This is a genomic window from Actinosynnema sp. NPDC004786, from assembly GCF_053601135.1.
On the sequence record NZ_JBSGBG010000007.1, the window covers coordinates 14,758 to 27,064 of the forward strand.

The 12,307-nt window shown below is 71.0% G+C and carries 9 protein-coding genes; 5 read left to right on the forward strand and 4 right to left on the reverse strand.

Translation table 11 applies throughout. From position 1 onward, the window contains the following. Together ACWEFJ_RS08000 and ACWEFJ_RS08005 are read right to left on the reverse strand one after the other, a co-directional pair. Positions 1 to 1,629, reverse strand: coding sequence for a cellulase family glycosylhydrolase (locus ACWEFJ_RS08000; RefSeq protein WP_449713275.1), 1,629 nt, complete (start codon positions 1,627 to 1,629; stop codon positions 1 to 3). Between the two features lie 382 nt (positions 1,630 to 2,011). Continuing rightward, a complete protein-coding gene (locus ACWEFJ_RS08005) occupies positions 2,012 to 3,031 on the reverse strand; it encodes a LacI family DNA-binding transcriptional regulator (RefSeq protein WP_378090692.1) in 1,020 nt (339 codons plus the stop codon). A gap of 104 nt (positions 3,032 to 3,135) precedes the next feature. Between ACWEFJ_RS08005 and ACWEFJ_RS08010 the strand changes: the two genes are divergently transcribed. Beyond that, positions 3,136 to 4,104, forward strand: coding sequence for an acetylxylan esterase (locus ACWEFJ_RS08010; protein WP_378090691.1), 969 nt, complete (start codon positions 3,136 to 3,138; stop codon positions 4,102 to 4,104). A gap of 231 nt (positions 4,105 to 4,335) precedes the next feature. On the opposite strand, the gene ACWEFJ_RS08015 is transcribed toward ACWEFJ_RS08010, so the two are convergent. Both ACWEFJ_RS08015 and ACWEFJ_RS08020 read right to left on the reverse strand, forming a co-directional pair. Beyond that, positions 4,336 to 6,669 (reverse strand): beta-xylosidase/alpha-l-arabinosidase, encoded by a 2,334-nt coding sequence (locus ACWEFJ_RS08015; RefSeq protein ID WP_378090690.1) that lies wholly within the window; start codon positions 6,667 to 6,669, stop codon positions 4,336 to 4,338. After that, positions 6,663 to 7,652 (reverse strand): LacI family DNA-binding transcriptional regulator, encoded by a 990-nt coding sequence (locus ACWEFJ_RS08020; protein WP_378090689.1) that lies wholly within the window; start codon positions 7,650 to 7,652, stop codon positions 6,663 to 6,665. The genes ACWEFJ_RS08015 and ACWEFJ_RS08020 overlap by 7 nt, the downstream gene beginning before the upstream one ends. A gap of 193 nt (positions 7,653 to 7,845) precedes the next feature. Here ACWEFJ_RS08020 and ACWEFJ_RS08025 point away from each other — a divergent pair, with 193 nt between their 5' ends. Genes ACWEFJ_RS08025 through ACWEFJ_RS08040 form a run of 4 tightly spaced genes read left to right on the forward strand, consistent with a single transcriptional unit; the run spans position 7,846 to position 11,973 of the window. Further along, positions 7,846 to 9,141, forward strand: coding sequence for an extracellular solute-binding protein (locus ACWEFJ_RS08025; protein ID WP_378090688.1), 1,296 nt, complete (start codon positions 7,846 to 7,848; stop codon positions 9,139 to 9,141). After that, positions 9,141 to 9,995 carry a carbohydrate ABC transporter permease gene (locus tag ACWEFJ_RS08030; protein ID WP_378090686.1) on the forward strand — a complete coding sequence of 285 codons (855 nt, stop codon included), beginning with the start codon at positions 9,141 to 9,143 and terminating at the stop codon, positions 9,993 to 9,995. The genes ACWEFJ_RS08025 and ACWEFJ_RS08030 overlap by 1 nt, the downstream gene beginning before the upstream one ends. Next, positions 9,992 to 10,810: a carbohydrate ABC transporter permease gene (locus ACWEFJ_RS08035; protein WP_378090684.1), complete on the forward strand. Its 819-nt coding sequence runs from the start codon at positions 9,992 to 9,994 to the stop codon at positions 10,808 to 10,810. The genes ACWEFJ_RS08030 and ACWEFJ_RS08035 overlap by 4 nt, the downstream gene beginning before the upstream one ends. Positions 10,811 to 10,854: 44 nt before the next feature. Next, a complete protein-coding gene (locus ACWEFJ_RS08040) occupies positions 10,855 to 11,973 on the forward strand; it encodes an endo-1,4-beta-xylanase (RefSeq protein WP_449713276.1) in 1,119 nt (372 codons plus the stop codon). Positions 11,974 to 12,307 lie beyond the last annotated feature (334 nt).

The following is a 12,307-nucleotide window of genomic DNA, read 5'->3' on the forward strand; positions in this document are numbered from 1 at the left end:
CTAGGCCGTCGTGCAGGTGGCGCCGTTGAGGGTGAACGCGGTGGGCACGGAGTTCGTGCCGTTCCACGACCCGATGAAGCCGAAGCTGACCGAGCCGTTCACCGGGATGGAGGCGGTGTAGGACACGTTGGTCGCGCTCAGCACGGCACCCGACTGGGTCGTGGTGGCGCCCCAGGACTGGCTCACCGTCTGGCCGTTGGCCCAGGTCCAGCGCAGCGTCCAGCCGTTGACCGGCGCGGTGCCGGTGTTGGCGATCTTCACGTCGCCCTGGAAGCCGCCCTGCCACTGGCCCGCGACCTTGTAGGTGACCGCGCAGGAACCGCCGCCGCCACCGGGCAGGGTGGTCACGGTGACGGTGTTGGAGCGGGTGGAGCGGTTGCCCGCCGCGTCGCGCGCGTAGACGGCGAAGGTGTAGGCGGTGTTGGCCGACAGGCCGGTGACGGTCGCCGTGGTGGTGGCGGAGCTGACCGCGGCGGTCTCCGTGGCGCCGTTGACCCGGACCACGTCGTAGCCGGTCACGCCGACGTTGTCGGTGGACGCGGCCCAGGACAGGGTGGCGCTGCTCGACGTGACGCCGGACGCGGTCGGGGTGCCGGGGGTGGACGGCGGGGTGGTGTCCGGCCCCGTGCCGCTGTCGTAGACGCTGGCCTGGCGCGAGGTGGCCTTGATGCCGTTGGCGCCGTTGATCGCGCGCTGGCCCCAGCTGGTGAGCTGGGCGGCGTTGAAGCCGGTCACCATGTCGAGGTACTCGACGCCGCCGCCGTTGCCCGACCACGACCACGCGAGGTAGCCCAGCTTGAGCGACTGGGTGGTGGCGAAGATCGTGTCCTCGTCGGGGTTGCCGTCGGAGTGGTCGTGGCCGAACTCGCCGACCACGATCGGCAGCTTCGCGGTGACGAACCGGTTCAGGTAGTCGTTGATCTCGGCGGCCGTGTCGAAGACGCCGTACATGTGGATGGAGAACACCGTGTTCTTCTGCGGGTCGGCGGCGAAGACCGAGGCCGCGTTGTCGCGCATCGTGAAGGCCCAGTCCTGGCCCCAGTTCGGCGCGTCCACCATGATCGTGTGCTCGAAGCCCGCCGCGCGCAGCGAGGTGATGGCGTCCTTGGTGGCCTGCGTCCACCCGGTGTAGCCGGTGTTGCCCCACGGCTCGTTGCCGATGTTCAGGATGACGTACTTCTCCTGGCCGGCCAGGGCGCTCTGGACGCTCTTCCAGTACTCGACGGCGCGGGCGAGGCTGACCGCGCCGCTCTGCTCCTGGTAGCCGGTGGTGTCGTGCACCTCCAGCACGCAGATGAGCTTGTTGGCCTTGCACTGGCCGATGACGTTGGCGACGTCGGCGGCGTTGTTGAGGGTCCACCGGTCGCCGGAGCTGAGGACGACGCGGACGGTGTTCGCGCCCGTGGCCTTGATGTCCTTGAGGGCCTGGGTGGTGCGGTCGGTGTACCAGGTGTGCGCGTGGTTGACGCCACGCATCACGAAGTCGTTGCCGTTGGCGTCGAGGAGGCGGCCGTTGCTGACGGTGAACCCGGCCGCGGCGTGCGCCGGCGCCACCGTGAGCAGTGACAGGACCAGGGCGCCGACGGCGGCCGTTATGAGGGCACCGACCGAGCCGAATCGCTTGCGCATGGATGTACCTCGCGTAGTTGTCGACACTGACGTAGCGAGCGCAGGGCAGCGCGCCTGCCTGCGGCAGGCCCCCACACCAAATCAATTAACCGCTTAAGTGTCAACGCCCACAATCCCCGACCCACCCGCTCTGGGACCGCTCCCAATCCTCCAGTCTCCTACACCACCCCAACCCCTGACCACCCCCGCGCGAGTCGAACCCCCAGCGCCCGCGTGTCCTACGTCCAGAACGCGCGTGTCCTACGTTCAGAACCCCCGAGTTCAACGTTCGGAACAAGCGACCTGCGTTTTCCCGCCACGAACGCGAACGTGCAACACGGGTGTTCCGAACGTAGGACACGGTTGACCTGAACGTAGGACACGCGGGGTTTGGAGGTTCGACTCACGCGGGGGGATGGGTGGTGCTGGAGCGGGGGACCAGTTCCGGGTCGGAGGTCTTGACCTGTTCGGGCGGGGCGCCGTTGATCACGTCCAGCAGCAGGCGCACGGCGGCCGCGCCGCGTTCGGCGATCGGGCGGCGCACCGCCGACAGGGCCGGGCGCACCAGCCGGCACAGCGCCGAGTCGTCCCACGCGACCAGCGAGAGCTGGTCCGGCACGCCCAGCCCCAGCTCGTGCGCCACGCCCAGCGCGGACACCGCCATCACGTCGTTGTCGAACACGAGCGCGGTCGGCGGCGTGCCGCCGGTCAGCACCCGCCGCGTCACGCGGGCCGCCGCCTCGTCGGAGTAGTCCGCGTGCACCACGCGGGCGTCGGGCAGCCCGAGCCGCGCGGCGGCCGCCGTGAACGCCCGCGACCGCGCCTGCGTGTGCACGAACTTCGTCGGCCCCGCGACGCGCACGATCCGGCGGTGCCCGAGCGCCACCAGGTACTCCAGCACCTCCACCACGGCCGTCTCGTCGTCGGTCCACACGCACGGCAGGTCCGGCACGACCGGCTCGCCCAGCACCACGGCCGGCAGCCGCAGCTCCCGCACCAGCTCCACCCGCGGGTCGTGCTGGACCAGGTCGACCAGCAGCACGCCGTCCACCCGCCGCTCGCCCCACCACCGCCGGTACGCCGCCAGCTCGGCCGCCGAGTTGTCCGTCACCTGGAGCAGCAACGACGTCGGCCCGCCCGCCAACGCGTCCTGGATGCCCGAGATCAACTGCATGAAGTACGGCTCGACGCCGATCACCCGCGCGGGCCGGTCCACCACGAGCCCGATCGCGTTCGCCCGCCCGTCGCTCAACGACCGCGCGGCGCTGCTGGGCACCCAGCCGAGGCGGTCCGCGATGTCCATGATCCGGCGACGGGTGGGCTCCGAGACGCCCGGCCGGTTGTTGAGCGCGTACGACACCGCGCCGGTGGACACCCCCGCGGCCTTGGCGATGTCCGAGATGGTCGGACGCTTCCCTGCCACCCGCGCCTCCTCGGTCGGTGATCATCAAGTCTAGACGGCCGCAGACCCCGTCTTACCCGGTAGGGTAATTAAGCGCTTAACGGATTACCTGAAAGGGGACCGCCGTGCCCTGGTTCGACCTCTCCGAGCGGGAACTGGCGCAGTACCGGACCGACACCGTCGAACCGGACAACCTCGACCTGTGGTGGAAGTCCCGGCTGGAGGAGGCCCGCGCCGCCGCGCTGCCGCCGGTGCTCACCCCGTACGCCGCCGACGCGTACGGGCCGCTCTCGGTCTGGGACGTCGAGTTCTCCGGCTACGGCGGCGACCGGGTCCGCGGCTGGTACATCCGCCCCGCCGGTTCCGGCGTCGAGTCGCTGCCCACCGTCGTCTGCTACATCGGGTACGGCGGCGGGCGCGGCCTGCCGTCGGAGCACGCGCTGCTGCCGTCGGTCGGGTACGCGGTGTTCGTGATGGACACCCGCGGCCAGGGCGGCCGGTGGACCACCGGCGCGACACCGGACTCCGGGCTCGTCGGCCCCGAGCACCCCGGCGTGATGACCCGCGGCATCGCGAGCCCCGAGACCTACTACGTCACGCGCCTGATGGTGGACGCGGCACGGGCCGTGGAGGTGGCCGCCTCGCTGGACGGCGTGGACGAGACCCGGATCGCGGTGTCCGGCGGCAGCCAGGGCGGCGGGCTGGCGCTCGCGGCGGCCGCGCTCAACGGCGAGGCCGTGAAGGTGTGCCACGCGGACGTGCCGTTCCTGTGCGACTTCCAGCGGGCCATCACCCTGACCGACGCCGAGCCCTACGCGGAGATCGCGAAGTTCCTCGCCAACCACGTCGACCTGATCCCCGCGGCCCTCGACACGCTGCGGTACGTGGACGGCGCGTTGCTGGCCAAGCGGATCACGGCCACCTCGCTGCTGAGCGTGGGCCTGATGGACGAGGTGTGCCCACCGTCCACTGTGTACGCCGCGTACAACGAGATCACCGCGCCGAAGGAGATGGCGGTGTTCCCGTTCACCGGCCACACCACCCCGCGCGTGCACGACGAGCGCAAGCTGCGCCACCTGCGCACCCACCTGTGACGGAAGGCGGGCCGTGAGGGGACCACCGCCATAGCCCCCTCACGGCCCAGCCCGGTCAGTGGACTCGGCTGCTCCCCGGGGGTCCCGGGTAGCTCGGCCCGGGACCTCCTGCGTCCACGACCAGCTCGCGCACCACCGCCATCGGGTCGACCGGCCGGAACCCGGGCGTGCCCGCGTCCGGCCGGAACCCGGTGGCGGTCCCGGTGACGCACCGCCGACTCGTCGGTCGCCTCACCGCGAGGCGGTCGTCACCGGGGTGACCAGCACGCGGTCGTGGCCGACCACGCGCGGTTCACCGGTCAGCCGCACCGACTGCCGCCAGCGGATGTCCTCGCTCGAGCAGCCGACCTGGAGCACGACCTCGCCGGTCTCCACGACGCGCCTGCCGTCGCGGCCGGTGAACGAGGTGCGGTCGGCGTGCAGCCGGAACGTCACCTCGGTCGTCGCGCCCGCGTCCAGCTCGACCCGGGCGAAGCCGACGAGCTGGCGCACCGGGCGGGTGACGCTCGCGACCGGGTCGTGCAGGTACAGCTGCACGACCTCGGCGCCGGCCCGGTCGCCGGTGTTGCGCACCAGGCACGACACCTCGACCTCGCCGTCGGAGGGCAGCTCCTGCGCCGCCGCGAAGTCGGACAGCTCGAACGACGTGTAGGACAGGCCGTGCCCGAACGGGAAGGCGGGCGACGGGTCGACCGAGCTGACACCGCCCGGACCGCCCAGCGGCGGGTGCAGGTAGGTGGTCGGCTGGCCGCCGGAGCCGCGCGGCACCTGCACCGGCAGCTTGCCGGACGGGTTGACGCGCCCGCTGAGCACGCCGGCCACCGCGCCCGCGCCCTCCTCGCCGGGGAAGAATGCCTGGACCACCGCGGCGGGCCGCGAGGAGGACCCGGAGGCGGGCTCCAGGTACTTCCCCAGCGCGTACGGGCGGCCGGTCAGCAGCACCAGCACCACCGGCACGTCCAGCGCCAGCAGCTCCGCCAGCAGCTCGCCCTGCACGCCGGGCAGGTTCAGGTCCTCGGCGTCGCAGCCCTCGCCGGAGGTGCCGCGGCCGAACAGCCCGGCCCGGTCGCCCAGCACGGCCAGCACCACGTCGGCCTCGCGGGCGGTCGCGACGGCGTCCCCGATGCCCGACCGGTCGTCGCCGTCGACCTCGCAGCCCTTGGCGGTGGTGACCGACGCGCCGGGGAACTCCTTGCGCACGGCTTCGAGCATGGTGTCCATCTCGACGCCCAGCGCCACCTCGGGGTGCTGCACGCCGACGTGGTTGGGGAACGCGTAGCAGCCCATCAGCGACAGCAGGTCGTCCGCGCACGGCCCGACCACGGCGAGCTTGCCCGGGTCGCGCAGCGGCAGCACGTCGGCGGTGTTGTCCAGCAGGACCACGGACCGCTCGGCCATGGTGCGGGCCAGGTCGCGCAGGGCGGGCGGGTCGAGGTCGACCGGCTCGCCGCGCAGCACCGCGGGCGACTCCGGCTGCCAGCCGTCGTCCAGCAGGCCCAGCTCGCACTTCTGGGTCAGCACGCGGGTCACCGCGCGGTCCACCAGCTCCTCGTCCACCTGCCCGGACCGCACCAGCTCGGCCAGCGGCTCGCCGTAGCAGCGCACGCTGGGCAGCTCGACGTCGATGCCGGCGGCCAGCGCCAGCGCGGCGGCCTCGCCGGGCGAGCCCGCGATCGCGTGCGCGGTCTCCAGGAACGACACCGCGAAGTAGTCGGCGACCACCACGCCGGTGAAGCCCCACTGGTCGCGCAGCAGGTCGGTGAGCAGGGTCCGGTCCGAGGCGGCCGGCACGCCGTCCACCTCGGCGTAGGAGTTCATCACCGACCGCGCGCCGCCGAGCCGCAACGCCATCTCGAACGGCGGCAGCACCACGTCGGCGAACTCGCGCGGCCCCATGTGGACCGGCGCGTGGTTGCGCCCGCCGCGCGAGGCCGAGTAGCCCGCGAAGTGCTTGAGCGTGGCCACGATGCCGCTGGACTCCAGGCCCCTGGTGTAGGCGGCACCGAGGAGACCGACGAGGTACGGATCCTCGCCGATGGTCTCCTCGGTGCGTCCCCACCGCGGGTCGCGCGACACGTCCAGCACCGGCGCCAATCCCTGGTGGACGCCGACGTCGCGCATCACGAGACCCACCTCGCGTGCCATCCGCTCGACCGTCTCCGGGTCGAACGAGGCGCCCCACGCGAGCGGGGTCGGGAAGACGGTGGCCTGCCACGCGGTGAAGCCGGACAGGCACTCCTCGTGCGCCATGGCCGGGATGCCGAAGCGGGTGTTCGCGACCAGCTTGCGCTGCGTCTCGGCCAGCACCTTCGCCCCGACCAGCGGGTCGACCGGCCCGGTGCCGAAGACGCGGGTGAGCTGGCCGAGGCCGGGCTTGGTCAGCTCGTCCCACGGCGGCAGCGGCTCGGCGAACTCGTGCTGCGCGGGCGCGACCTCCTCGCCCTCGGAGATGCCCACCCACACGCCCACCAGCTGGGCCAGCTTCTCCTCCAGGGTCAGCTCGGCCAGCAAGGCGGCGACCCGCTCACCGGTCGGCTTTCCGGGATCGGCCCAGGGGTTCAGCACGGCGGCTCCTTCGTTGACGATCGGACGACGAGTTCGGTGGCCAGTTCCACCCGTTCGGTCTCCACGGGGCGACCCGCGATCAGGTCGGCGAGCATGCGGCCCGCGTGGCGGCCCATCTCGGTGAGCGGCTGGCGCACGGTGGTGAGGGCGGGCGAGGACCACACCGCGACCGGCAGGTCGTCGAAACCGACCACGCTCAGGTCGTGCGGCACGGAGAGCCCGACCACGCGGGCGGCCTCGATCACGCCCAGCGCCTGTTCGTCGTTGCCGGCGAAGATCGCCGTCGGCCGGTCCGGCAGCGCCAGCAGCTCGGCCGCGCGGCGGAACCCGCCCTCGTGCTTGAAGTCGCCGTGCTTGACCAGTTCGGGGTTGAACGGGATGCCCGCGCGGTCGAGCGCGGCGCGGTAGCCGTCCACCCGCGCCCGGCTGCACAGCATGCCGGCCGGCCCGCCGATGACGCCGACCCGGCGGTGGCCGAGGCGCAGGAGGTGTTCGGTGGCGGCCAGGCCGCCCGCCCAGTTCGTCGCGCCGACGCTCGGCACGTTCGGCTGCGGCAGGTCGACCGGGTCGATGACCACGACGGGGATGCGGGAGTTGGCCAGCACGCGCCGGTCGGCCGCGGTCAGCTGGGAGGTGACCAGGAGCGCTCCCGCGCGCCTGGCCTCGACCAGCGACGCCGCCCAGGACGTGTGCTGACGGGGTTTGTCGGTGGACGACACCACGACGTGCAGCCCGGTGTCGACGACGCCACGGATGATCTCCACCGCCCAGGGGCTGTCGAGGGCGGTGAACACGAGGTCCACCAGCAGGTGCCCGGAGGCCCTGCGGGACCCCACCGGCACGTAGTCATACTCGGCGAGCAACTGCCGCACGCGAGCCCTGGTTTCCGCGCCGACGTCGTCCTTCCCGTTCAGGACTTTGGACACCGTCGGGAGCGACACCCCCGCTGCTGCGGCAATCGTGGCCAACGTGGCTCGACGCATGGGCCGATAGTATCGAAACTCGATCGAAACACAAGGGTGACCTCCTGACGTGCAGAAACGCTACTTACACACGCCGGATGGTGATGCTTGACACCGCTTGGGCGCGGGCCTAAGGTCTGCGCAAGTCGTGGATGTTTCGAAATGTTTCGATGCCACGAACAAATCCGCAGCGTGGCAGAAGGGTGGCGGTCGCATGTCCCGCCGTTCATGGGTGCGTCCCCTCATCGCGATGGGGCTGGTCGCCGTGACCGCAGTGGTGTCCGCGTGTGGCACCTCCGGTCCGGGCGAGTCGAGCACCGGCGAACTGAAGATCTGGGCACTCGAGGACCCGGTGCTCAACAAGATCGAGCAGCAGTCGATCGACGCCTTCAAGTCGGGTGGCGGCAACGCCTCTCTGGAGACGTTCGGCAACGACCCGTACAAGCAGCGCCTCCGGGTCGCCATCGGCTCGCCGCAGGCCCCTGACCTGTTCTTCAACTGGGGCGGCGGCAACCTCAAGGAGTACGTCGACGCCGGCAAGGTGGCCGACCTGACGTCGGTGCTCAACGAGAACAAGGCCGTCAAGGACGCGTTCATCCCGAGCGTGCTCGACGGCGCGAAGCTCGGCGACAAGTACTACGGTGTGCCGATGCGCGGCATGCAGCCGGTGCTGCTGTTCTTCAACAAGAAGGTCTTCACCGAGGCCGGCGCGAAGCCGCCGACGACGTGGGACGAGCTGCTCGCGGCCGTGGACACCTTCAAGGCCAAGGGCATCACGCCGATCGCCCTGGCGGGCACCCAGGCGTGGACCGAGCTGATGTGGGCCGAGTACGTGCTCGACCGCGTCGCGGGCCCCGAGGTGTTCAAGAACATCCGGGACAACGGCCCCGCGGGCTGGAAGGACCCGGCCGTCGTCGAGTCGATGACCAAGCTCAAGGACCTCATCGACCGCGGCGCGTTCGGCACCAACTTCGCCTCCGTCGGCTACGACGCCGGCGGCGCGTCGACCATCCTGGCGCAGGGCAAGGCCGCGATGCACCTCATGGGCTCGTGGGAGTACACCAACCAGCTCGACCAGAGCCCGGACTTCGTGAAGAACGGCGACCTGGGCTGGGTGGCGTTCCCGTCGATCCCCGGTGGCAAGGGCGACCCGGGCAACCTGGTCGGCAACGTGAGCAACTTCTACTCCGCGACCGCGGACTCCAAGAGCCTCGACGCGGCGAAGAAGTTCGTCACGAGCGAGCTGCACAAGGACTCCTACGTCGAGGCCCTGATCGCCGCCGGTGACGTCCCGCCGGTCGTGGGCGCCGAGGAGAAGCTCAAGAAGTCGCCGAGCCCCGAGTACTCGACGTTCATCTACGAGCTGGTGCTGGACTCGAAGAACTTCCAGCTCTCCTGGGACCAGGACCTGCCCGCCGACGACGCCACGTTCATGCTGACCCAGCTCCAGGAGTTCTTCCTGGGCAAGGTCTCGCCGCAGCAGTTCGTCGACGCGGTGGCCGCGCGCTGATGTCGTCTCAACGGCCTTCGGCCTGGTACGCCGTGCCGGCGTTCGCGTTCTTCGCCCTGTTCGCCGCGTTGCCCATGCTGCTCGTGATCTACCTGAGCTTCACCGCTTGGGACGGCCTGGGCACGCCGGCGGTCAACGGGGGCGAGAACTGGGCCCGGCTGCTCGAGGACAGCGAGGCGCGTGCCTCGGTGTGGCGGACCCTGGTGCTGATGGTCGTGTCGTGGCTCGTCCAGACCCCGATCGCATTGCTGATCGGGGTCTGGGCGGCCGGCAAGCAGCGGTCCCGGGCGGTGCTCAGCTCGATCTTCTTCCTCCCGCTGCTGCTGTCCACGGCCGCCATCGCGCTGTTGTGGCAGGCGCTGCTCGAGCCGAACTTCGGCGCGTTCGTCGGCGGTCCGCTGTTCCTGGGCGACCCCGACATCGCGCTCTACACGGTGGTGCTGGTGATCTCCTGGCAGTTCATCCCGTTCCACACCCTGCTCTACCAGGGTGCGGCGCGGGCGGTGCCGCAGTCGCTGTACGAGGCGGCGACCATCGACGGCGCCTCGCGGGTGAGCAAGTTCCGGCACATCACGCTGCCGCAGCTGCGGTACACCGTGGTCACGTCGTCGGTGCTGATGCTGGTCGGCTCGCTGACCACGTTCGACACCGTGCTCATCCTGACCAACGGCGGACCGGGCACCGCGACCCGCATCCTGCCCCTGCACATGTACATCACCGGCTTCAGCGGGTTCGAGATGGGCTACGCGAGCACGATCGCGGTCGTGCTGGTGGTCCTCGGCACCGCGCTGTCGCTCGCGGTCATGCGCTGGAGCGGGTTCCGCCAGATGAGCAGCCAGCAGGAGGGGTCGTGAAGTCTCGTCCCAACTGGCCCGCCGGGCTGTTCGCCCTGGTGTGGCTGGTCATCGTGGTCGGACCGCTGCTCTACCTGGTCACGGTGTCGCTGCGCACGCGCGCCGAGTACCTCGGCAAGAGCGTGTGGGAGATGCCGGACGCGCTGACGCTGGACAACTACGTCACCGTGCTGACCGGCGGCTTCGGCCAGTACCTGCTGAACAACGTGATCGTGACCGTGGCGACGGTGGCGATCGTGGTGCTCGTGACCGTGCCCGCCGCGTACGCGGTGGTGCGCAACACCAGCCAGTTCGTGCAGCGCGGGTTCACCCTGCTGCTGATGGGGCTGGCGATCCCCGCGCAGGCCACGATCATCCCGGTGTACCTGATGATCACCCGGATGAAGCTGTACGACACGCTCACCGCGATCATCCTGCCGACGGCGGCGTTCGCGCTGCCGGTGGCGATGCTGGTGCTGGTCAACAGCCTGCGCGACGTGCCGCGCGAGCTGTACGAGGCGCAGGCGATCGACGGCGCGGGCCCCATGCGGGTGCTGGTGTCGCTGGTCCTGCCGCTGGCGCGGCCGGCGATCATGACCGTGGTCGTCTACACGGCGCTCAACGCGTGGAACGGGTTCCTCTTCCCCCTGGTGCTCACCCAGTCGGAGTCGTCGCGGGTGCTCACCCTCGGGTTGTGGGACTTCCAGGGCCAGTTCGGCACGAACGTGCCCGCGCTCCTCGCCGCCGTGACGCTGTCCGTGCTGCCGATCTTCGTGGTGTACCTGATCGGGCGGCGGTTCCTGCTCAGCGGCCTCACGGCCGGTTTCGGCAAGTAAGTCCCGGTTCGCGCGTCGGCCCCGTCGGTGGAGGAAGGACGGTCATGCCCGATCTCGTTCCCCCGCCCACGGGGCCGTCGCCCGAACGGCCGCACGCGGACATCCCCACCACGCGAGCTGCGGCCGCCCCCGCGGCGGCAGCGGCTCCGACCCGGACCCCGGCTCCCACTCCGACCCGGACCCCGACTTCGGCTCCGGAGCCGTCCCTGCGGCAGCTCGCCGCGCGGCACGGCCTCGGGTTCGGCACGGCGGTCAACCTGACCGCGCTGGCCGGCGACGAGGTGTACCGGGAGTGGGTGGCGACGCAGTTCGACACCCTCACCGCCGAGAACGCGATGAAGTGGGACGCGCTCGAACCCGTCCGCGGGCGGCACGAGTGGGGTCCGGCGGACGCGCTGGTCGCGTTCGCCGAGGCCAACGGCCAGCGCGTGCGCGGCCACACGCTCGTCTGGCACAACCAGAACCCGGCGTGGCTCGCGGACGTGCCGCCCGACGAGCTGGGCGCGGTGCTGAAGGCCCACGTCCAGACCACCGTGCGGCGCTTCCGGGGCCGGGTCTGGCAATGGGACGTCGTGAACGAGGTGTTCGAGGACGACGGGTCCCTGCGCGACACGGTCTGGCTGCGCGCGCTCGGCCCCGGCTACATCGCGGACGCGTTCCGGTGGGCGCACGAGGCCGACCCGGACGCGCTGCTGTTCTACAACGACTACGAGGTCGAGGAGGTCAACGCCAAGAGCGACGGCGTGTACGACCTCGTGCGCGAATTGCTGCGACAGGACGTGCCGATCCACGGCGTCGGCCTGCAGGCCCACCTCAGGGCGGACCACGCGCCGCTGACCATGCGGGAGAACCTGGGGCGGTTCGACGCCCTGGGCCTGCGCACGGCGGTGACGGAGGCCGACGTGCGGGTGGTGCTGCCCGCCGACCCGGTGAAGCTGCAGGCCCAGGCGAACGTGTACCGCACCGCGCTGCGGGCCTGCCTGCTGACGCCGCGCTGCCTGTCGTTCACGGTCTGGGGGTACACGGACAAGTACTCCTGGGTGCCCGGGTGGTTCGAGGGTGAAGGTGCGGCCGACATCCTCGACGAGAACTACGCCGCCAAGCCCGCTCACCGGGCCCTGCGCGACGACCTCTCGTTCGGCGGCTCGGACCGCCGGGACTGACCCGACCCGGCTCGGGCCCGCCAACCTCTCCCACGGGCCCGAGCCCCCACCCCCGCGCGTGTCCTACCTCCAGAACGCGCGTGTCCTACGTTCGGAACGCGTGAGTCCTACGTTCGGAACGCGTGAGTCCAACGTCCGGGACCCCTGAATTCAACGCTCGGAACGCCACCCGTCCGTTCCCCGCGCCCCCGATTCAGGCCAATCGAGACGTACGCTGCGCTAACCTCGGAACGCGTCCGAGTGGGAGCAACCGGACATTCGACAGTTTCGATCACAGAGTCGATTGTTTCGAACTGGTTACCGGCACTCCGAGTGACGAACAACCCACCACCGC

Excerpts from the sequence above, each read along its gene's own strand:
- ACWEFJ_RS08000 (WP_449713275.1), bottom strand. The coding sequence starts at position 1,629 with ATGCGCAAGCGATTCGGCTCGGTCGGTGCCCTCATAACGGCCGCCGTC.
- ACWEFJ_RS08020 (WP_378090689.1), bottom strand. The coding sequence starts at position 7,652 with ATGCGTCGAGCCACGTTGGCCACGATTGCCGCAGCAGCGGGGGTGTCG.
- ACWEFJ_RS08025 (WP_378090688.1), top strand. The coding sequence starts at position 7,846 with ATGTCCCGCCGTTCATGGGTGCGTCCCCTCATCGCGATGGGGCTGGTC.
- ACWEFJ_RS08030 (WP_378090686.1), top strand. The coding sequence starts at position 9,141 with ATGTCGTCTCAACGGCCTTCGGCCTGGTACGCCGTGCCGGCGTTCGCG.
- ACWEFJ_RS08040 (WP_449713276.1), top strand. The coding sequence starts at position 10,855 with ATGCCCGATCTCGTTCCCCCGCCCACGGGGCCGTCGCCCGAACGGCCG.